The 21,485-nt window shown below is 30.9% G+C and carries 19 protein-coding genes; 5 read left to right on the top strand and 14 right to left on the bottom strand.

Features of this window, described 5'->3' with window-relative positions:
• The first annotated feature begins 44 nt into the window (after window positions 1–44).
• Both QPK35_RS00180 and QPK35_RS00175 read left to right on the top strand, forming a co-directional pair.
• Window positions 45–1,130 carry a DHHA1 domain-containing protein gene (locus QPK35_RS00180; RefSeq protein ID WP_290033470.1) on the top strand — a complete coding sequence of 362 codons (1,086 nt, stop codon included), beginning with the start codon at window positions 45–47 and terminating at the stop codon, window positions 1,128–1,130.
• Window positions 1,131–1,132: 2 nt separating this feature from the next.
• The gene (locus QPK35_RS00175; RefSeq protein ID WP_290033469.1) at window positions 1,133–1,543 is read left to right on the top strand and encodes a peptide deformylase; all 411 of its coding nucleotides are present in this window, start codon (window positions 1,133–1,135) and stop codon (window positions 1,541–1,543) included.
• 52 nt (window positions 1,544–1,595) lie between these two features.
• Here the strand turns inward: QPK35_RS00175 and QPK35_RS00170 are convergent, their stop codons facing one another.
• The 7 genes from QPK35_RS00170 to galE all read right to left on the bottom strand — a co-directional run bounded on the left by QPK35_RS00170 (window position 1,596) and on the right by galE (window position 8,421).
• On the bottom strand, window positions 1,596–2,117 hold the full coding sequence (locus QPK35_RS00170) for an HdeD family acid-resistance protein (RefSeq protein WP_290033468.1): 522 nt from the start codon (window positions 2,115–2,117) through the stop codon (window positions 1,596–1,598).
• A gap of 225 nt (window positions 2,118–2,342) precedes the next feature.
• Entirely contained in the window at window positions 2,343–3,029 is a 687-nt protein-coding gene (locus QPK35_RS00165) for a 2,3-diphosphoglycerate-dependent phosphoglycerate mutase (protein WP_290033467.1), read from the bottom strand.
• An 84-nt stretch (window positions 3,030–3,113) separates the two neighbouring features.
• Window positions 3,114–4,304 (bottom strand): MalY/PatB family protein, encoded by a 1,191-nt coding sequence (locus QPK35_RS00160; protein WP_290033466.1) that lies wholly within the window; start codon window positions 4,302–4,304, stop codon window positions 3,114–3,116.
• Entirely contained in the window at window positions 4,297–5,364 is a 1,068-nt protein-coding gene (locus QPK35_RS00155; RefSeq protein ID WP_290033465.1) for an AI-2E family transporter, read from the bottom strand. Before QPK35_RS00155 ends, QPK35_RS00160 begins: the two co-directional genes overlap by 8 nt.
• 166 nt (window positions 5,365–5,530) lie before the next feature.
• Window positions 5,531–6,178 carry an HAD family hydrolase gene (locus QPK35_RS00150; RefSeq protein ID WP_290033464.1) on the bottom strand — a complete coding sequence of 216 codons (648 nt, stop codon included), beginning with the start codon at window positions 6,176–6,178 and terminating at the stop codon, window positions 5,531–5,533.
• Between the two features lie 13 nt (window positions 6,179–6,191).
• Window positions 6,192–7,244 carry an aldose epimerase family protein gene (locus QPK35_RS00145; RefSeq protein ID WP_290033463.1) on the bottom strand — a complete coding sequence of 351 codons (1,053 nt, stop codon included), beginning with the start codon at window positions 7,242–7,244 and terminating at the stop codon, window positions 6,192–6,194.
• A 181-nt stretch (window positions 7,245–7,425) separates the two neighbouring features.
• A complete protein-coding gene (galE, locus tag QPK35_RS00140) occupies window positions 7,426–8,421 on the bottom strand; it encodes a UDP-glucose 4-epimerase GalE (protein ID WP_290033462.1) in 996 nt (331 codons plus the stop codon).
• A gap of 200 nt (window positions 8,422–8,621) precedes the next feature.
• On the opposite strand from galE, the gene QPK35_RS00135 reads away from it, so the two are divergent.
• Window positions 8,622–9,344: a GntR family transcriptional regulator gene (locus QPK35_RS00135; protein ID WP_290033461.1), complete on the top strand. Its 723-nt coding sequence runs from the start codon at window positions 8,622–8,624 to the stop codon at window positions 9,342–9,344.
• A gap of 60 nt (window positions 9,345–9,404) precedes the next feature.
• Here the strand turns inward: QPK35_RS00135 and QPK35_RS00130 are convergent, their stop codons facing one another.
• The 6 genes from QPK35_RS00130 to QPK35_RS00105 all read right to left on the bottom strand — a co-directional run bounded on the left by QPK35_RS00130 (window position 9,405) and on the right by QPK35_RS00105 (window position 17,361).
• Complete coding sequence (locus QPK35_RS00130) at window positions 9,405–10,385, bottom strand: GMP reductase (protein WP_290033460.1); 981 nt, start codon at window positions 10,383–10,385, stop codon at window positions 9,405–9,407.
• Window positions 10,386–10,548: 163 nt separating this feature from the next.
• Entirely contained in the window at window positions 10,549–12,084 is a 1,536-nt protein-coding gene (gene yjeM, locus QPK35_RS00125; protein WP_290033459.1) for a glutamate/gamma-aminobutyrate family transporter YjeM, read from the bottom strand.
• Between the two features lie 152 nt (window positions 12,085–12,236).
• The gene (gene cls, locus QPK35_RS00120; RefSeq protein WP_290033458.1) at window positions 12,237–13,694 is read right to left on the bottom strand and encodes a cardiolipin synthase; all 1,458 of its coding nucleotides are present in this window, start codon (window positions 13,692–13,694) and stop codon (window positions 12,237–12,239) included.
• Between the two features lie 90 nt (window positions 13,695–13,784).
• Entirely contained in the window at window positions 13,785–14,651 is an 867-nt protein-coding gene (locus QPK35_RS00115; RefSeq protein ID WP_290033457.1) for an alpha/beta hydrolase, read from the bottom strand.
• Window positions 14,652–14,663: 12 nt separating this feature from the next.
• Window positions 14,664–15,983, bottom strand: coding sequence for a PTS transporter subunit EIIC (locus tag QPK35_RS00110; protein WP_290033456.1), 1,320 nt, complete (start codon window positions 15,981–15,983; stop codon window positions 14,664–14,666).
• A gap of 205 nt (window positions 15,984–16,188) precedes the next feature.
• Window positions 16,189–17,361: a cation:proton antiporter gene (locus tag QPK35_RS00105; protein WP_290033455.1), complete on the bottom strand. Its 1,173-nt coding sequence runs from the start codon at window positions 17,359–17,361 to the stop codon at window positions 16,189–16,191.
• Window positions 17,362–17,722: 361 nt separating this feature from the next.
• Here QPK35_RS00105 and QPK35_RS00100 point away from each other — a divergent pair, with 361 nt between their 5' ends.
• Window positions 17,723–18,835, top strand: coding sequence for a DUF4352 domain-containing protein (locus QPK35_RS00100; RefSeq protein WP_290033454.1), 1,113 nt, complete (start codon window positions 17,723–17,725; stop codon window positions 18,833–18,835).
• A 1-nt stretch (window position 18,836) separates the two neighbouring features.
• Window positions 18,837–19,886 (top strand): zinc ribbon domain-containing protein, encoded by a 1,050-nt coding sequence (locus QPK35_RS00095; RefSeq protein WP_290033453.1) that lies wholly within the window; start codon window positions 18,837–18,839, stop codon window positions 19,884–19,886.
• A gap of 181 nt (window positions 19,887–20,067) precedes the next feature.
• Here the strand turns inward: QPK35_RS00095 and QPK35_RS00090 are convergent, their stop codons facing one another.
• Window positions 20,068–21,444 (bottom strand): hypothetical protein, encoded by a 1,377-nt coding sequence (locus tag QPK35_RS00090; protein WP_290033452.1) that lies wholly within the window; start codon window positions 21,442–21,444, stop codon window positions 20,068–20,070.
• Between the last annotated feature and the right edge of the window lie 41 nt (window positions 21,445–21,485).

Genomic DNA, 21,485 nt, shown 5'->3' with positions numbered 1-21,485 from the left:
TAATGCAAGGTGGTTTAGACTAATTAGAAAATCGAGGATTTTTAATGAAAAAAAAGCAACACATTAAATTATTTTCACATAATGATTTAGATGGTTTTGGTGCTCCGTTACTTTTGACAACTTTGCAACCTTATCTCTTTAACAGTGTTGATTTCGATTTAACAACTTGTTCTGCAGGTAATCTAGGCAAAGAATTAGATAATTTTTTTAATAAAAACAATTTTCAAAATTATACTGATGTTTACATTATGGATATGACTCCAGATAATGAATACTCATTCAAACAACTAGAGAGCCATTTTGCTAATCATTGGTTAATTTTCGATCACCACGAAAGTGCTGAAGAATTGCGTCAACAATATGCTTCTAATTGCATTTCGCCTACAAATGAACACATCAATCCTAGTGCAACTAGTTTAGTTTGGGATTGGCTAAAAAAGAATGTCAATTTTACTAACATCCCTTCTCAACGTCAACAGCAGTTAGAACAATTAGTTGAATTAATTCGTGCATATGATACTTGGGATTGGCAAAAAGATCCTAATATGAGCGTTGAGGAACGTAAGGCTGCTGATGAATTAAATCAACTATTCTGGTTCTACCCACTTTCTAAATCACAAAAATTTGTTGAAACAGTTTATAACACTGGTTGGGAACAATACCGTGCACAAAATGCTTTATTAATCAGTACTTTAAACGGACGACGTCAACGTTATTTAGACAAACATTTAAAGAACGTTACTGAATTTAATGTTGATGGTTACTCTTTTGGAGTTGTTTATGCAAGTGATTATAAATCAGAAATTGCTCATGCATTGTTACAAAAACATGATGTTCAAGCTGCACTGGTAATTGATGCACATAGTGTTTCATTACGTAGTAATGGTAAATTGGATGTTGCACATTTTGCTGCTAAATATTTTAATGGCGGCGGTCATGCAGATTCAGCTGGTGGAGTTTTATCTATTAACCCTATCATTGAAGCTGAAGAAGCTTTAATCAAAGTAATTAAACAACAAGAACAAATTAATGCTCAAACAACTCAAGAAGAAGATAACAGTAATGCTTTAGCTGATTCTCTCGATCCTGAAATTGCAGATAAATTAGCTTCATTATTTAATAAGGATTAGTTATGGAACAAAAAATTATACATGATATTACAATTTTGCAAACTAAGTCTACATTAGCAACTCCTAAAGATATCCAAATCGTTAACGATTTACGTGATACCTTTATTGCCAATGCTGACAAAGCTGCAGGATTAGCAGCAAATATGATTGGTCAAAATAAACAAATCATCGTTATCTCTTTTAGTCAACTACCAGTTATCATGATTAACCCTCAAATCATTTCACAAAGTGGTGCATATGAAACACAAGAGGGATGTCTATCCCTAACTGGAATTCGAAATACCAAGAGATATCAACATATTAAAGTTAAATATAAAGATATTAATTTCAAAGATCATACAGATACTTTTGATGATTTCATCGCTCAAGTAATTCAACATGAAATTGATCATTGCAATGGAATTTTAATTTAATAGTGTTAAAAAAAGAACCTAGGATAATAATATCTTAGGCTCTTTTTTATATCTAAAATGCTTGAATGACTTTTACAATTCCAATAAAGAATAAGTAAAATGCAACTAAACCAACTAAGGTATAAACCGAAAGCATTGGATTAAATAATAGTACAATCCCTAAAATCAATGTAATTATGTTTAATACAATTAAAAGATCAAAATATGAGCAATTCATTGCTTTGAAAAAATGATCTGTAAATAGTTGAATGATTGAATCGAAAATAAACCAGAATGCAAATAAATATGCTAATACAACTATTCCAAAATTAATATGAATAATAAAGAGTAGTCCTAAAACAATATCAATGATTGATGAAATTAATAAAAATGTTAATTTCATTCCCGTCAAATCTTTCATTCCACGTCTAAACCAAATTGTATAAATTCCCTTTATTAAAGCTCCAATTCCAACAAAAATTGAAATTAAGGTTAACGTTTTTCGAGGAGCATTTAATGCCATCGCACCTAAAGATATCAATAAAATACCTAAAATCAAACTTAGCCAATCAAATTTTTTTCGTACATTTATCATAAATACAGTTCCTCTCTATTTAACTAATTTTATTTTAGCATTTATGACAATAAAGCTGTTAAAACAAACACTTAATTATAATAAAAAGAAGAAATATGAATTTTTTAATGCAATTATCGATTTTTCATGTTGCATAACATCCTAACAGCCTTTTTATATACACCATTTAAAGTTATAAAAAAAAGGCTGCGACCATAATGGTCACAGCCTTTCACAGAACAAATATTAAAGTTCTTTCTTATCTACGATATTTAAGTTCTTGTCCATATCATAAACGATTGGTTGGCCTGTTGGGATTTCCAAGTTAATGATATCTTCGTCAGAAATACCTTCAATGTACTTAGTTAAAGCACGTAATGAGTTACCGTGTGCAGCAACGATTACGTTCTTACCTTCGATCAAATCTGGAGCGATGTGATCTTCCCAGAATGGCATTACACGTTCAAGTGTAACTTTTAAGTTTTCACCACCAGGGATTACGTGTGGATCTAAGTCAGCATAGCGACGATCTTTAGCAGCTGAACGAGGATCATCTTCGCTCAATAATGGTGGTAAAACATCGTATGAACGACGCCAGATGTGAACTTTTTCTTCACCAAATTTTTCAGCAGCTTCTGCCTTGTTTTGGCCTTGTAAAGCACCATAGTGACGTTCGTTTAAGCGCCATGACTTCATTTCTGGAATCCATAATTGGTCTGATTCTTCCAATGCGTAGTGTAAAGTCATGATAGCACGCTTCAATACTGAAGTGTAAGCTTGATCTAATTCGATACCAGCTTCTTTAAGCTTGCGACCTGCTTCTTTTGCTTCTGCAACACCATTTTCACTTAAGTTAACGTCTGTCCAACCTGTGAAAAGGTTCTTTAAATTCCATTCACTTTGTCCGTGACGGATGAATACTAATTTTGACATATTCGTGTAAACCTCTTTCTTCATTAAGATATTACAAATCATATTTTACACTGAAATCAAAAAAAATAATAGTGTCTAGTTAAATTATTCTTGATAATCTTTAATTGCTTGAATTAAACTTTGGACTGCTTGCTCTACATTGCCTGGTGTAGTTGCTAAATTCATGCGGATATGACCCTTACCTGCATCTCCAAACCACTTTCCATAATCAACCGCTAACTTAGCTTTTTCTTGAACAACTTCCTCTAGATCTTCTTCTGGAATTAATGCTGATAAATCAATCCATGCTAAGTATGTTCCTTCGAGTGGTGAAATTACAACTTCCGGTAATTCTTGCTTAAATTCATTGCGCATATAACGATAATTAGATGCAATTACAGCCTGTAATCCTTCTAACCAGTCAACACCATATGTATAAGCTGCTTGTGCTGCAACTCTTCCCATTACACTTCCAGTTGGTGCTTTTGTAACTGCTGCATATTCATCATAACGCTTCATTAATTGTGGATTTGGAATAATGACATGACTATTCAATAATCCTGCCATATTAAAGGTTTTTGAAGGTGAATCTAAAACTACTAAATTATCCCGGTAAAAACCATCACGAACATTTAATGTTGAAACAAATTTGTTGCCATCAATCGTTAAGTCATGATGAATTTCATCTGAAATTAAAATAACTTGTTCTTGACGACATAATTCTAATAATTCTGTTAATTCTGTTTCATTCCAAACGCGCCCTACAGGATTATGAGGATTACAGAAAATCAAAACATGCACTTGATTTTCTTCCATTTTTTGACGCATATCATCTAGGTCTAACTCATAATGGCCATGATTATTAATTAAGTTAGAAACAATTAAATTACGTTTATTTTGTTTAACTACGTCCATAAATGGATAATAAACAGGTTGTAAAACCATTACAGCTTCATCTTTTTGTGTTAATAGTTGAAGAATTGTGCTTAATGATTGAACTACACCTGTTCCAAAACGAACCCATTCTTTATGTAATTCAATTCCATAACGTTCTTTTTGCCAATTAAAATATGCATCATAGTAACCATCATCAACAAATGAATAGCCAAAAGCACCTTCTTCAATGCGTTTTTGCATTGCTTGTTGAGCTTGTTTTGGAATTTTAAATTCTGTATCTGCAATCCACATTGGCAATAAATCTGTTTGTCCAAAACGATCTTTTAAACCATCCCATTTAACTGAATCAGTATTCTCACGATTTATTGCATATTCTTTAATAAAATCATCTTTATTCATTGCTTTCACCTTTCTTGTGTCGTTGTGCTTTTTGTCTTAATTTATGGTGACGACCAGGTAGCGGTTTTACACCTAAAACATCTAAAAAGAAAGTAAAAATTGGAATTCCAACAATCAATCCCCATGCTCCAAAAAGCCTTTCCGATACAAATAATACTACAAATGTATAGAAGATTGGCAGTTCTGTCCGACTTGACATAAATTTAGGATTTAAAATATATGCTTCAACTGCATGGATAATTAATAACATGACTAATACATAAATTACATCGCGTATTCCTCCATCTGTATAAGCAACAAATGACATTGGAATAGCTGAAATAATTACTCCAGCAACTGGCACTAAACTTAAAATAAAAATCATTACTCCTAAACTAGCAATTTGAGGAACACCAATGATTCCTAAACCAATACATGTAAGGATTGTATTTACAATTGCAATTAGAAATTGTGCTTCTAATACTACCCCAAAAGTATTAGTAAAAATATTAGCAAAATAATAAATATCTTTAAAGAACCATGAATATGGCCCTGTTAAAAAGCTTCGTGAAAATTTATATGTTGTTTCTTTTTCAACTGTAAAAAAGAAACTTAATAAAAGTGAGATTACAAAGGTAAAGCCCATAGATCCCGCTTTTGATACATAGCCAAAGATTACAGTCATGCCACCTTGAAGTTGATGTAAAAAGTTTGATTGTTTAATATAACTTGCTATATAGGCTGAAATTGTGCCCTTTTCAGCTGGCAAATTATTATAAAAATGAATTAAAGATTTTACAAGTGCTTCTGACTGAACAATTAACTTAGGTACATATGTGGTTACCAAGGCTATTATAAAAATAATCAGCAATGAAAAAACTGCAATTACAATTGCTGGCGATGGAATCTTAACTCTTTTCTGTATCCAATTAATTAATCTAATAATTAAGAATGAAAAAATAAATGTTAGCAAAATAATGCTAATCATACTTTTAAAAATAAACAACGTTGCAATAATAACCATTAATACTGCAAAACGACGTAAATGGGTATTATTTAAAAATCTCTCCCATAAATTCATTAATTAATTCCTCTCTCAACTTATTTCGATATTTTTATTATACAAGATAGCAACAAAATTGTAACATACTAAAAAATCAAGCTTAGTATAAATTAAAATATTGATGATTTTAGCATCAAAAATATTTAGATTCATTCAAAGCTTGATTGATTTAATTATTCAATTTTTATAATTTTAATAAATCACTTGGATGTTCAATTAAATATGTTGGATGTTCCTTTTCCAATAATTCTTTATCAAAGGTATCCCATAAGCATCCACAAGTTTTGATGTCAGCTCTTTTCCCCATTTGAAGATCATACTTTGCATCTCCAATCATTACTGATTGTTTTTTATCCAAATGGTAACGATCTAGCAAAATTAAAATTCCATCAGGTGCGGGTTTATAATTTTCAACTTGATCCGATCCAACTAGATCTTCAAATAATGAAGCAATGCCTAAATGCTTTAAATTTCGTTTTAATGAAATTGAATTCTTGCTTGAGACAACGAAAAGTCTTTTCCCTTCATTTTTTAATTGTTCTAGAGTTGTTTTCATACCAGGAAATAACGTTGTTGTTTGCATTTCAATTTCACTATAATGCTCTCTAAAACTTTGATACATCTCATTATATTGTTCCTCAGTGAAGTCTTTTCCTTGCTTTTCAACTAACTCTGGAATAAATGTCTCTATTGGAACTCCCATATAATAACGTACTTGATCGTTTGTAGGAATTTCCAAGTCAAAATCTTTAAAACATGCTTGCGTTGCTAATGTAGCTGCATCGCCTGAATCAGCGATTGTGCCATCAAAATCAAATAAAAAATTCTCCATCTTTAAAATCTTTCTACTCATTCTTAGGTAATTGTTTAAATGTAAATGACATCCGATATGTCCGTTTACTATAACGTGGTAATACAATATCACCAAAATTGTCTTGATGAATTGCATCTGGTAACATTTGTGCTTCTAGTGCAATTCCTTCATTTTTATTAGCCAAACTACCCTTATCTCGACTAAATGAAATCTTTTGTCCCTGGATATCTTCAGGAGTATAAACTATTAATCCATTTCGATCAGAATTTACAGTAATTTGACGATTACTTGCTTTATCTCTTAAAACAGCAACTGGTTTAATCCCATGTCCTGGTTCATTCACAACATATGCTGTATCTAAACCATGAACTTCACCAACTGTTAAGGCAACATTCTTAAAATTGCGGAAATCATATGGCGTATTTTCGACTGGAATTAAGTTTCCTGTTGGAATTAAATCACTATTAGTTTCTAAAATATTATCACTATTAATTTCTAATTCGTGTGTTGTTAAATCACGCCGATCACTCAAATTAAAGTAAACATGGCATGTGGGATTGAATAATGTATCTTCTTTACCATTCATCGCACTGTACGTAATTGTTACTTTATTATTGTTATTTAAAGTATAGATAATTGTAGCAAGGATGTTTCCAGGAAATTGATCCATTGTTTCATCAATCTTCTTTTGAAAAATTACGCTCACACTATTCTTATTACTTGAAGTTGAATAATTCCAATTCCAAGTTGAAAATCCATGTGGACCACCATGAAGAGTATTACCATGGTCATTTTCTGGCAATACAAAATGCTTTCCATTTAAATCATATGAAGCATTTTTGATTCTTCCTGCTACACGTCCAATTGATTTACAAATGTTTTGTGTATTTGAATAGTAGTCATCAATTCCATCAAAACTTAGTAATAAATTTTGATATTTGCCTTCTTCAGTAGGAACTAAAAATTGGTGCCAAATTGCTCCCATTGTAAGACAAGAAATTGCTACATCATTATCATTGACTAATTTAATTTCTGTAACTTTTTCATTATTATAGCGACCAAATGTTTTTTGTAAAATTTTCATTTCCAATCCTCCCAAAAGTAAAAGCGTCTAACATTTTCTTTCCCTGCTATAATTTTAGTTTACAACATTAGAAACAGTTTTCACAATGAGATGCGATAACTGTTTGCAAAAATAATTTAAATTTAAAAATTTATTTTTATGTTTAAAAAAAGAGAATGGAATACTTCCATTCTCTTTTTAATTAATCTTCAAAACCATGTGGATGTTTTGAGTGCCATGCCCATGCAGTTTCAATTAAACTGTGAACATCATCATATTTAGGTTCCCAACCTAAAACTTCACGTGCTTTATCTGAAGCTGCAACAAGTGAATCTGGATCTCCGCCACGACGGCCAGCAATTTCAGCAGGAATTTCTTTTCCTGTTACTTCACGAGCAGCTTTTAACATTTCTAAGTTTGAGAAACCAGTAGATGAACCTAAGTTAAAAGCATCTGATGGTTTACCATCACGCAAGTAATTCATTGCTAAAATGTGTGCATCTGCTAAATCGTATGGGTGAACATAATCACGGATGTTTGTACCATCTGGAGTATTGTAATCATCACCATAGATTTGTAATTTTTCACGTTCACCTAAAGCAACTTGTAAAATAATTGGAACTAGGTGAGTTTCTGGACCGTGGTCTTCACCAATTGATCCATCTGGCTTTGCACCTGCAACGTTGAAGTAACGCAAAGCTACATACTTGATTCCATATGCTTCATCAGCCCATTTCATGATTTTTTCCATCATTAATTTACTTTCACCATATGGGTTAATTGGGCTTTGTGGATCTGATTCCTTGATTGGCATATGATCAGGAATTCCATAAGTTGCTGCGGATGATGAGAATACAAGATTCTTAACATTAACTTCTTTCATAACTTCAAGAAGTTTGATTAAGCCTGCAACGTTATTATCGAAGTATTTCAATGGCTTGTGCATTGATTCACCAACCAATGAATATGCTGCAAAGTGAATAACTGTATCAATTTCAGGATTTTCTTTAAAGACTTTACGCATGAAGTCTTTATCTGCAACATCACCTTCGTAGAATTTAGCTTTATCGCTAACTGAAGCACGATGACCTGTAGATAAATTATCAACAACCACTGTATCTTCACCGTTTTCAATTAAACGGTCAACCATGTGAGAGCCAATATATCCAGCTCCACCTACAACTAATACTGATGCCATAATTTCCTCCTAGTAGTAAGAACTAAGCTTACTATAAACTAATATATATTAAATATAAAATAAATTAACTGTGGTTAATTATATACTTTTTTAATTTGCTTTGCACTAATTACAATTTATATTAAGAAATATTTTCCTTGTCAAGTTTGCTTTCCTGTGCTTAACTGGTATTAGCATTACTTTAAGGAGTCTAAATTCTCATGGCTGAATTAATTTATCAACAAATCATTGGTGATTTAAAAGAAAAAATTTTTGCACAAAAATTTCCTGATATGAAATTGCCAGATGAGCGAAGTTTAGCTGAATCATATGATGTTAGTCGAAGTTCAATCAAACGTGCTCTAAGTCGAATGGCAAATGATGGTATTATTTTTAAAAAACGTGGATCAGGAACATTTATTAATCCCTTATATTTAAAAAATGAATCAGTTTTTAATTATGGTTCTGGCAAAAACTTAGGGGTTTCTGATAACTTTAAACTTAATGGTGAAAAGCCTACAGTAAAAGTATTAGATTTTAATGTAGTTCGTCCCACCGAAGAATTACAACGTGATCTTTTTATTCAACCAGAAGATTTTGTTTATAAAATCGAGCGTCTTCGTTTCTTTGATGATCAGCCATTCATGATTGAAACTGGATATATTCCAATTAAATTGCTTCCTAAATTGAGTAGTAGCATTTTAGAAAAATCAATTTTTGAATATGTTCAACAAGAACTCAAACAATCCGTTTCAAAATCATTTATGTCTGTGTATGCAGAACCATCAACTGCACATGATCAAGAGTTATTACAATTAACTCCAACCGAACCAACTGGAGTAATGGAAGGAATTTTCTTCTTAGATAATGGTACCCCACTTGAATTTTCTAACATGAGATTACATTATAAATACATGAAGTTTAATTCTTTTGTAAGTCTTTAAAGACTATTTTTAGCAATTATTCTATATATAAAAAGGCTGTGTAATTCACAGCCTTTTTTATTATCCTAAATAATCACCATTAATTATTGAGTTTTCAATTATTTTAAAATCAACTTTTCTTAATGCATCTAAATCTTTACCACCTGCATATGAAATCGAAGATTGTAAATCTTCTTCCATTGAGGTCAATGTATCAGCGATTTTTCCGCGATATGGGACAAGAAGTTCCTTTCCCTCTACATTATGAATATCATGCTTTTGAACGCTTGATGCCGATCCCCAATATTTTTTATATTTTTTCCCATCACGTTCAATTATTTCACCAGGTGATTCCAAATGCCCAGCAAACATTGAACCGATCATAACCATTGAAGCACCAAAACGAATTGATTTCGCAATATCGCCGTTATACCGGATTCCTCCATCAGCAACAATTGGTTTTTTAGCAACTTGACTGCATTGCCAAATAGCTGATAACTGCCATCCTGCAGTTCCAAAGCCAGTTTTTAATTTAGTAATGCATGCTTTTCCAGGACCTATTCCGACTTTAGTTGCATCCGCTCCTGAATTTTCTAAATCAATAACCGCTTGTGGTGTAGCAACATTACCAACAATCACAAATGTATCAGGTAAATTTTGTTTTACATATTCCACCATTTTCATCACATATATTGAATGTCCATGTGCAACATCAATAGTAATATATTCTGGTTGAATCCCATTTGCTTTAAATTGATCAATTAAATTATATTCACTGTCTTTAATTCCTAATGAAATTGAAGCAAATAATCCCCGGGCATGCATCATTTTAACAAAATCAAATCTTTTTGCTGGTTCAAAACGATGCATTACATAAAAATACCCATTGTCCGCTAACCAAATTGCAAGTTTTTCATCAATTACACTTGCCATATTAGCAGGAACAACGGGTATTTTAAAGTGATGATGACCAAAATCAATACTTGGATCAGCATCTTTTCTACTTTTAATAATACATTTATTAGGTATCAATTGAACATTCTCATAATCAAAAACTTTCAAGATTCAACTCTCCCTTGGTTAAAATATAACTTATATTTTTATTATATAATATTTTTTACTTAATACTGAACATATTTTTTAAAAATTAACCACTTATACCCGAACATTCATCCTGTCTTATGTCAAAAAAAAAGAGATGAGAAATATATTCTCATCTCTTTAGTTATTCTTCATCTTCTTGATTGTCATCTGTTAAATCATATTTGGAATTTCTTTTATTATCGAAATATAAAATGACTAAAGCTAAAATACCAAAGAAGATTGGCCCGATTGCTGTCCAAACGAAAGTTTTGATATCATGGTCAAAAATTGGCTTGATTACAGAAAAGATAATTCCAAATAAGACTGTTAGCCATGCAATGATTGTAACAACCCATGTTGTTCGTTGACTCTTATATACTTCAAATGATTGCTCTTTTCCTGCCATTTTCTTCTTAAAGAATGGAAAGGCACCAATTAAAAATAAATATGGTACTGAAGTAGAAACATTCATCATATCAATTAAAATAGTATAAAAATCTTGTGCTGTAGAACCACCAAATGAAATTAAAAGCAATGCGACCGAAATCAATCCGGCTTGCCATAACATAGCATTTGCAGGCATCTTTTTGTCATTTAATTTTGTAATACTCTTAGGCCAGAAATGTTTAGGTGAACCCATAATAAATGATTTTAATGGAGAATATACCATTACAAAGAAAGTTGCGGTAAACGCTAATAATTGCACTAATCCCATAATTCTAACAAGCCACTTACCGATTTCATTTGCAACAACTACAGTTGCTCCAAAATGGATCGCTAAAGTATAACCTAAATTACTTATTAAAACATATGGAACATTTCCTAAATCAACACTTGAATGGTTTAATAAATGATTCCAGTTTGCTGTAACACCCCAGAATAGCATTAATACCGCATATGCAATAATCATAAATAAACCAGCAATGATTACAGCACGTGGAAATGTACGTTCAGAGTTTTTTACTTTATCTGTTACACCACCCATTGTTTCCATTCCACCATAAGAGAAGATTGCATAAACAATAAATGATAACATTCCTAATGGTGTTGAAAATAGTGGATTTGGAGATTTAATAAATCCATTAGCAGTTAAAGGTTGTGCAAAATGTCCATGTTGCATAAATATACAAATGATACTTCCTAAAAATACAAAGGCTGAACAAAAGATTACAAAAATTCCTCCAATAGAAGCAATTTTAGAAATCTTATCAAAACCACGTATAGCACAAAATGTAACTGCAAAAATAAAGATTACTCCTAAAATTCCTAATGTAGCATTAGATGATAGCCCAAATAAATGCCAACTTTGAGTAGTATCTTTACCGAAAATTGCTTCTGAGAAATTAATAAAGTTCATTGAAGTATTTGTTAATAGCCAAATAATCCATGAGGCTAACCAAATAAATGTCCCCGTAAAAGCAAATTTTTCTCCAACTGCGAATTCAAGCCATGAATAAATTCCCCCATGGGCATCTTTCAAAACTGATCCATATTCTGCAAACATTAATGCAGCAGGAATGAAGAATAAGATTGCTGCTAGAACATACCAAATAATCCCAGCATATCCCATTTGATAGAACCCAATCGCTGTATTTCCAATCCCGTAAATTGAAGAAACAATCATTAAAACTAATGCGATAAGGCCCATCTTTTTTTGCGAACCATTTTCAGATTCCATAAAATACACACCTTTCATGCTTTTATCTTTAATTATATCATTTTTATAATCGTTTCTTAATTATTTTTTAAGAATGCAAAGAAACTGCGCGTCATATCAAAAATTCTTGCTTGAAAAAAAGAAACCATAAATAATTATGGTTTCTTTTTCAATTACAATGTTGGTGAAAGCAAACGTGAGAAATATTGTTTAAATTTCCGCCAACGAGATTGTTTATCAAAATATTCAGGTGTTAATAAAGTACAATTTTCTAGATCTTTTTCATATATAGCTTTTAGTTGTTTAGTCAAATCATCATCATAACAAAATGCATTACATTCAAAATTCAATTTGAAACTTCTAAAATCTAAGTTAGCAGATCCAACTGAAGAAATTGTATCATCAGTAATCATGGTCTTAGCATGTAAGAATCCATTGTCATAACGGTAAACCTTTACGCCATTATCAACTAAATATTTTGCATAATATTCAGTTGCACGATATACAAATGGATGATCTGGTTTACATGGAATCATAATTCTTACATCCACTCCAGATAAAGCAGCAATTACTAATGACTCTAGAACTGAATCATCTGGAATCAAATATGGTGTTTGAATGTATAAATAATTTTGTGCAGTAGAGATTATCTTTTGATAACCACGTTTAATTGATTGTCTTTCACTATCTGGGCCAGATGACACAATTTGCATTTTTGTATGGCCATTTCCTTCAAACACAGGGAAGAAACGTTTTTCGAATTCAAATCGTTTTTTGGTTGTACGACGACAAGTTGTATTCCAATCCATCATAAAACGAGCTTGCATCTGAATTACAGCCATGCCATATACACGCATGTGAGTATCACTCCAATATCCATATTTAGGTAATCTTCCAAGATATTGATCTCCGATATTAAATCCACCAATATACCCAGTCTTACCATCGATAATTACTAGTTTACGGTGATCATGGTAATTTAATCTTGGTGTTGTAATTACTTGTTTAGCAGAACTAGAAATGAAGCCTTGAGCAGCTCCGCCAAGTTCTTCTAGCTTTTTAAAGAATTTGTAATTAGTTCCTTTAGAACCCCACATATCATATAAAACACGCACTTCAACGCCACGAGCAGCAGCATTTTCGAGGGCATGCAAGACTTCATGTCCTATATCATCTGCATAAAATGTATAGAATTCAACGTGAATACTATCCTTGGCTTGATTAATATCATCAATTAACGCCTTAAAAAAGACTTTTCCATCGTCAAATAACTTTGTTTGATTATTAGTAGTTAAAAAAGCCCCTTCAGACTCAAGGAATAAATGCTCTAATTCACGCTCTTGTTGAGTACTATCTTTATCTAAGTCGCGTTTTTGCCACATTTCTTTTTGGCGTTTCGTTAATGCATTAATAACTTTTTCTTGTTCTTTTTGAATTGTAAATATTTTATCATGCGAAATTTTACGCCCAACAAATAGATACAAGATAAATCCTAATACAGGAATAAATACTAACACTAATAACCATGCCCAAGTAGTTGAAATATCGCGTTTTTCATGGAAAACCGTGATAATTGCAGCTAACAAGTTCAATAACCAAATAATAAGTACAATAATCCCAAACGTTTGCAAGAAATTGCCTCTCCTTTATTGATAATTTACTTCTATTTTATCAAAATGAGTACATTCCTTAAACATAATCAAGAATTTCTTATAATTAAATTATTTGTTATCCTTCTTGACGTCATTGTCATTTTTTGGCATTTGATTATCTAAAATATATTTTTGAATTAAATCAACAATTTGTTGATTTTGAGGTAAATCTGAATGTTGTGCATTAATCCCAGTTACTGTAATTTCTGTATAACTTTTTACCTGATTTTGAAATACGTATTTTCCAGCTTCGACACTGTTAACTGGTACTAAACCATCAGAGTCATAGTTTTCAGTCCCAGCAACTGAATATACAACTAAATCTTTAGGTAAGTTACCTCGTTGTTTGATAAAATCAGCTAACATTTGTGTTTTATATTTTAAGTTAGATTCTCCAAAGTTAAATGGTGATCCAATTGTCATTAATCGTGTCATTTTAACGTCATAATCTTTATAATATTTTTCAAGAAAAGCCGTATAAACTAATCCACCATTTGAATGTCCAATCGCTTTAAAATTATTGAAATAGTACCGTTTCTGCAATGATTTAAAAGCCTCATTAAACATTTTAGCTTGTTTTAAAATGTTATTGTATCCATCATGATTATTTTCGAATCCCACTACAATAATTGGTTCATTATCTCCTGAACGAATTTTGCCATAATATTTGATTTTGCCATTATTGTAGACTTTCACTTTCAGTAAACTGTGCTTTTGATGATCATTTTTATTTAAAAGCTTTACTAAGTCATCAAATCGATTAATTGTTGCTGAACTTCCAGGAATCATAATGACTGGTGATAAACGGGAGTTCTGCCATTTACCTAAATCTTGAATATTTCTTTTTGTCCAAATATAGGATGGAATTGCTAATCCAATTAATAAAATAAAAATAACAAGTAATACGATTCGACTATGTTTACGATTAACTGTCATATGTCCATCTCCCTATTTCATTAACTTTGTTTTAGTTTTCAATGATTGAACTTCTAATTCAACCTTTATCCGATCTGAAAACTTCACAAATGGGATGTAGATTATTACGTCGATTGCCAAAACTAATATCCCAATAAAAAGTGCAATGAAATTTCCACCAGTACCAATGAAAGCATTTAATACTCCCGGAGTAGCTAGCGGCACAGGATATGTGACTGGTGGCATAATCTTTAAATGAATTGCTAATGCAGCAATTAACATATTGATAACAGGAGTACATACAAATGGAATCAAATAAATTGGATTAAACAATACTGGAATTCCTAATAAAATTGATTGATTTGTATTGAATAGCACTGGAAATGCTGACCAACGAGCAACTCGGTGATAATGTTCTGTTCTTGAAACTAAAATTATTGCAATTACTAATGCTAAAGTTGAACCTACTCCACCAAATGTTCCAAAGCTATGATATAAAGTAGTTGCTGTATATTTGTATGGCACATTCCAAACGTCATGGTTCTTCAAAGCAAAAGTTGCATTAGCAACCGTTGCAGGATTAGAATCATAATTTATTTGATTATTATATGGGCCACTCAAACCAAACCATGCCATCAAACTCGACCATGCACCTACAATCAAAGTTGTGAGTAAATCATGTTTTTTCGTTGATAGATTTTGATAATAATCAGAAATCGCATCTGGAATTTCATAATGATATAACTGAATTATGATTTGATTTATTAAAATTGCAATAGTTAATGCCACTAATACTGGTGCAACAGTTTGATATGCTTTTTCAAAAACATCTGTATCATCTGTAATTTTCTTTTTACAAATTATCCGAAAAATCTGTCCTGTAATAAACCCTACAAAAATTCCAACAAATAAACCTTGAATTCCAAGAAGGCGCGTATTGACATTAAATTTTAATAATGTCTGAAGTCCATATTGTTGCTGTGCTGGTCTTAAAGCGATAATTAAAAAAGCGAGCATTCCAGTCATTCCGGTTAACTCTGAATTTTTATGATATATTTTAGCAGTATAAACAGCGGCCTGATATGCTGCTAACACTGCAATAATTTGAATTGTTAGCATACTAAAAGCCGAAAACATTGAACGAATTCGTGCAATATGCGGTAACCAGTTTGCAATATAAAAAATATTTCCAATAAAGCCTTCACTCGATAAAATAGAATCATTAATTACAGAGGCAATACTTCCTAATGCTGCAAATGGAAAGAGCATTGCGAGTGTTTGTCGTACTACTTTAACAAATGATTTTTCGCGCATTTTGATTGTTAAATTTACAAATTTTTGTGAAAATTCCATTTTCTGTAGTTCCTTATCTTAGTTGTTACAGTAGATAAAATTTATATTTTTCCTCTACTTTTCACTCTTTTACTTTTCATTATACATTTTAAAATATTTTAAAGTACAAATTCCTTAAAAAAATCAGTAAATTCAATGTATTTTCACATCTTTAATCCAAAATAAAAAAGCAAGATTGCTAAAATCTTACTTTTTTTACTAATTTTTAATTATTTCTACACATTTGCTTTTTAATTGCAGCTTTCAACATAAATGGTGCTGCTAATGTTGTTAAAATAATAACAAAAATGACACCTGAGTAAAATTCAGGACTTAATAAATGTGCTTCATAACCGATTTGGGCAATGATCAAAGCCATTTCACCACGTGAAACCATACCTGATCCAATAATATTCATTGAATCAAAATCCATTCCTAACATTTTAGCACCTAAACCACAACCTAACCATTTAGTTATTAATGCCAAAATAGTTAGTGGTACGATGAAAATCAAATCATCAAAGAATCCTTTGAAAGTCATATTTAATCCAATACTTACAAAAAACATTGGAATGAAAACCGCATATCCGATTGGTTCAATATTAGAATCAACTTCTTGTTTATATGGCGTTTGAGCAATTGCTACTCCGGCGAAAAATGATCCAACAACATCGCTTAGGCCAACTTGTTCTGCAAGCCATGCCATACTTAAACATAATACTAAGGACATCAAGATTACAGATGATGAAATCGAAAGCATTTCACCAATTTTCATCATCTTAGGAGCAATCCACTTAAATAGTAGGAAGATCACAATAAAATATGCAACGTCTAATAAAAAGCTAACTCCTAGACTACTTGATTGATGTCCACCTTCTGCACTTTGAACATTACTAAATGCACTAACCAAAACGCTTAAAATAATTACTGAAATGATATCATCAATTACAGCAGCACCTAAAATTGTCGTTCCTTCTTTAGAATTTAACTTTTTCAATTCTTTAAGCACTTCTACAGAAATACTTACTGATGTAGCTGAGAAAGTAACCCCAAGGAAAATTGCTTGTTCGTTATTAAAATGAAATAATCTACCAAAAATATAAACTAAAACGATTGGAAAAATTACACCACTAATTGCAACTGCTGTCGCTGGTTTGATGTACTTCTTCAACATCCCAAGATCACTTTCTAGTCCAGCAATAAACATTAAAATAATGACCCCGATTTCAGAAAAAGTATGCATAAATGAATCACTATGAACCCATCCTAATACTGCAGGTCCTAAAAGAATCCCAACTAACAATTGTCCAATTACTGCTGGAATACCAGCTCTTCTACTAAAATGGCCGGCAAAAGCAGTTGTAATTAATACAAGACTTAAAGTTCCTAAAAATTCCAAAACGGAAAATCCTCCTTAAACAAATCCAATAAAATAAAGAGATTTCTCTCTTTATTAATTAACACGCAAAAAAATAAAGTTTGCCCCTGTTGACAAACTCCACTTCGTACAAATATTTAACTATAGGTTAGCTTAACACACTTAACTATTTTTGTCATTATGTCTCCTTTGTTCTTAATCTCTGATTAAAAAATTCGCGTATATTTATTTTCTAACCAAAATAGATAAATATATTAAAGGTATATTGAATAACAGACAAAATTATTGTACAATGCTCGTTGATAATTTTACTTTATAAGTTTTATTTTAATAATATATTTACATAGCATGCATCACTTTTTATATAAAGGAGAAGTGTAGTATGGAAAATTACAAAAGCCGCTTGTTTTCAAAATTAAAGCAAGGACTTCGTGTTGGCAAGAAAATCATTGCCATGTCATTAATTGGTGGATCCTTATTTATGTTATCAGCATGTGGGGCTAAGAAAGCTGCTAACGTTAAGGTATCAAATGGATGTTATGTTCAAGAATATGGACATTCAACACAAAGTGGTAAGGGCTACCTTGCACTTAAAGTGAATGTCAAAAATACAACTGGACAAGAAATTTCCGTTTCAGATAGTGATTTTAAGCTAAAGAAAGGTGACAAAACTATTTCTGCTGAAGATTCATTATCAATTGACGGATTAAATGATATTGGATATCAAAAATTAGATAAAGATGAATCAGTGAGTGGCTACGTCTTCTTTAAAGTTGATAAGAAGGATAAGTATGACTTGAAGTTTACTCCAAAATCAACTGATTACGATAGTAGTAAAGATGATAATTTGAAAGCTTCAACTACAGAAGTTAACGCAAGCAAATATAAAGATCCTGGTCAAAGTGCTAAGAATGCAGCTAAACAATATGTTGAAGCTGTTTTCTTAAATGATAAGTCTGCCCAAGATAATAATAACTTAGAAAATAATGTCAAAGAAGAAGCTAAGCAATATCACGATGACTTTGTAAAAGGATTTCGTGAAACAATTGATAAAGATGCCATCACTGATCAACAAGCTGACAAAGTTTTCCAAGACTATGTAAGTGACGGTGCAAAACGTGATGAAATTTCATACAAAATTTACGAAGCAGCACCAAATAAAGTTACAATTGAAGTAATTGCAAAGACAGTTAATATTAGTGATATTGATTTTGATAAATTAATGTCAGATTTTGAAAAAGATTTTATTAATAAACATAAAGACGATGACGATGTCGATGAAGAACAAGTTGAAAAAGAAGCTGGACAATATGTTATTGATAAATTACCAGAATTAATTTCAAAACAAGAAATTTCAACTGATAGTAATTCTGGCTATCAAATCCAATTACAGAAAAAAGACGGTAAATGGGAAGTTGTTACAACTGGTTCAGATTCAGATAGTTACTCATCATTAAGAAACCAATTCCTTGCTGGAATCGCATCAAGTTACTAATATGAAAAAGAAAATTATTTTTATTTTAACTCTGATTTGTACATTAGGAATTTTTGGCTTTGGGTACTATCATTCAACTTCGGCAACAACTAATCGTTTAATCACAGCTATTCAAGATAAAGATTTGAAAACAGTCGAAAAATATTTACCTGAATATAGTGATCATTCAAAAATAAATAAATCTGCTTATCAAGCTTTCATTGCATCCAATCCTTCGAAAAAGCAAATTCAAAGGATGTTAAAAGATGAATGTAAACTTGTCGATAACGGCTGGTTTCATCAGAAATACTGGGAACCACAAAAGAGAAGTATTTCAATTTCAGGATTAGATGACGTTGATAATACGACTGCATCCTTGATAATCAATCAGAAAAAAATTCCATTAAAAGAGAATGGTCATCAAAATTTTTTACCTGGAAATTATCATTTTACAGTTAACATCTATAACCCAGCATATGGAACCGTTAAGAAAAAAGAAAAAGTTGATTTGATTAAAGATAATCAAAGTATTGTTTTTAGTCCTAAAACTGATTTCGAAAAAAATGATCATTTGCACAAAGTCTTGTTAGCAAGTTTTTCATCATTTTTGATTTCATGGAATAAATCAATTGCACCGATGGATTTTTCTAATTTGAAATTTGCAACTGATAATGAAAAGCAACTTTTAGGTTATGCATATAGTTCTATAAAAGAAGTCGGAACCTCATATTCAAACGAATTTAGCAAGGTTACAATTGATAATTCTTCAATCGAAATTGAAACTTTTGAAAGTCAACCAACAATTGAATTTAATGCTTTTATTAATAGAAAGCAATCACTGCAAGTTGACAAAGATAAACTTGATACTGACAAAGACTATAACATTACATCAAATGATGGAGCCGTTAACGTTACAATGGTTTATTCAAATAAAACAGGTCATTGGGAAGTTGATAGTACCGACTTTGAAGCTGGTAGTGGAAATCCTGATGATTGGGATGACAAAAATTCATTTACTCTTCCTACAGATGTTCAGCAGGCAAAATGGGAAAAAGATGTATCTAATGTTTAATCATTGTAATTAAAATTGCAATCATATATGGCAACTTTGCTGATAAAGCAAAGTTGTTTTTTTATAAATATTTCTCAAAATAAAAAGAACTTAATAAGTGACTAAGTTCTTTTTTTATTTTAATTAGCATACATAAAAAATGAAGTTTGCTTTTATGATAACAAACTTCATCTGTACAAAATTATTTTTCATTAATTGATTTAATACCAATATCAATGTAATTATCTTTATCCCAAGCATCGTAAACTTTAACAACCTGTTTCTCTTTGTTAAAATCTACCCAGAAATAGAAATTCAATTTAGAAAGTTTCTGATAACTCAATTTTCGATCTGTTAATTTTATAAAATCATCTTTCTTAAATTCCAATACTGTAAATGGTGGAAAATGATCATTATTTTCATTTTGAATAGTAAAGATAATACTATCAATATCTTCATCTTTCAATGCATTTAACTTTTTCAAAGTAACTGAGAACCAAGATTTAAGAGTACACTCATTTTCCTCTGAATAACTTATAGAATACTTCTTTAATACACTTTTATCGGCATACAATTTATCTAAATCTGATTTAGTGCTGATATTTGTAATTACATCAATATATACTTTTGTAAGGTTAAGATTCAAGGTTTTAGGTGTATTATAACTGTCATCATCAACTATAAATTGTGGCTTGATCAACAATATATTCTCATCATTGTTATCCTTGCTTTCTGAAAGATCTTTAACAAGTTTTTCCTTAACTTTTTGAGTCTTGAAATTAAAAATACTTTCTAAAAGGATGGAATTTGACAAGAAAGTTTGAATCATATCGTCGTCTGTGCTTGAAAATGCAAGGTTACATTTATAATAAATTATAAAGTTATTATCGGAATCACTTCCAGATTGTTCAGGTTCTGATGGACATTCTACTTCTTGCTTCCAGCATAAATTGGGGAGAACAAACTGTATTTCTTTTCTAAACCATTCTTCATCGTCGATAGTTTCCTCTTCTGATTTGTTCAAATTTTTCCGTAATTTTCGTAACCAACCATTTTTTTCGTCATCTTTCTCAATTTTATCAATTAAATCAAAATTAATGTTTTTAACATAGTCTTTGCTTTCATTTAGATTATTACTATTAATTTTTTCTAGATTAATATTTTTTGTAATTAATTGAAAATATACATTTTTAGCTAATTTTGATAATCTTTCACGTTCATCTTTCTCGCTAATTTTTGAAATACCATATGTGTACATATTCTCTAATTTAAGAACGTTTTCTTTTATATCATTATCGTCAAGTTCTTTTTTCTCAGAAGCTAACTTAATAATATTATTTAATGTTGAATGATAAAATTCATTCTTTTCAGATTTTTTCTTAGCAACATATCGTGAAATAACAAGTGGAATCGAAATTGCCCCAATAATAAAAGTTCCATTGCTAAGTGCATCTTTCATTACTATGAAATCATTAAAATATAATACCATAATTATAGCTAAAACAATTATTTCCATAAAAATTTCAATTTTAAATGTTTTCAAAAAGTTACTAATTTTTCTAACAAACTCACTTAACAATTTTCACTCATCCTTAAAACTTATTTTTTATAGTTTATAAA

Source organism: Ligilactobacillus cholophilus, assembly GCF_030389495.1.
In the GTDB taxonomy this organism is placed as follows: Bacteria; Bacillota; Bacilli; order Lactobacillales; family Lactobacillaceae; genus Ligilactobacillus; species Ligilactobacillus cholophilus.
This window is presented reverse-complemented; position numbering and strand designations above follow the sequence as displayed.

What these genes read in the sequence shown, in the direction of transcription:
- QPK35_RS00180 (WP_290033470.1), top strand. Translation starts at nt 45, where the DNA reads ATGAAAAAAAAGCAACACATTAAATTATTTTCACATAATGATTTAGAT.
- QPK35_RS00135 (WP_290033461.1), top strand. Translation starts at nt 8,622, where the DNA reads ATGGCTGAATTAATTTATCAACAAATCATTGGTGATTTAAAAGAAAAA.
- QPK35_RS00145 (WP_290033463.1), bottom strand. Translation starts at nt 7,244, where the DNA reads ATGAAAATTTTACAAAAAACATTTGGTCGCTATAATAATGAAAAAGTT.
- QPK35_RS00095 (WP_290033453.1), top strand. Translation starts at nt 18,837, where the DNA reads ATGAAAAAGAAAATTATTTTTATTTTAACTCTGATTTGTACATTAGGA.
- QPK35_RS00100 (WP_290033454.1), top strand. Translation starts at nt 17,723, where the DNA reads ATGGAAAATTACAAAAGCCGCTTGTTTTCAAAATTAAAGCAAGGACTT.
- yjeM (WP_290033459.1), bottom strand. Translation starts at nt 12,084, where the DNA reads ATGGAATCTGAAAATGGTTCGCAAAAAAAGATGGGCCTTATCGCATTA.
- QPK35_RS00165 (WP_290033467.1), bottom strand. Translation starts at nt 3,029, where the DNA reads ATGTCAAAATTAGTATTCATCCGTCACGGACAAAGTGAATGGAATTTA.
- QPK35_RS00155 (WP_290033465.1), bottom strand. Translation starts at nt 5,364, where the DNA reads ATGAATTTATGGGAGAGATTTTTAAATAATACCCATTTACGTCGTTTT.
- QPK35_RS00110 (WP_290033456.1), bottom strand. Translation starts at nt 15,983, where the DNA reads ATGGAATTTTCACAAAAATTTGTAAATTTAACAATCAAAATGCGCGAA.
- galE (WP_290033462.1), bottom strand. Translation starts at nt 8,421, where the DNA reads ATGGCATCAGTATTAGTTGTAGGTGGAGCTGGATATATTGGCTCTCAC.
- QPK35_RS00170 (WP_290033468.1), bottom strand. Translation starts at nt 2,117, where the DNA reads ATGATAAATGTACGAAAAAAATTTGATTGGCTAAGTTTGATTTTAGGT.
- QPK35_RS00150 (WP_290033464.1), bottom strand. Translation starts at nt 6,178, where the DNA reads ATGGAGAATTTTTTATTTGATTTTGATGGCACAATCGCTGATTCAGGC.
- QPK35_RS00160 (WP_290033466.1), bottom strand. Translation starts at nt 4,304, where the DNA reads ATGAATAAAGATGATTTTATTAAAGAATATGCAATAAATCGTGAGAAT.
- QPK35_RS00175 (WP_290033469.1), top strand. Translation starts at nt 1,133, where the DNA reads ATGGAACAAAAAATTATACATGATATTACAATTTTGCAAACTAAGTCT.
- QPK35_RS00115 (WP_290033457.1), bottom strand. Translation starts at nt 14,651, where the DNA reads ATGACAGTTAATCGTAAACATAGTCGAATCGTATTACTTGTTATTTTT.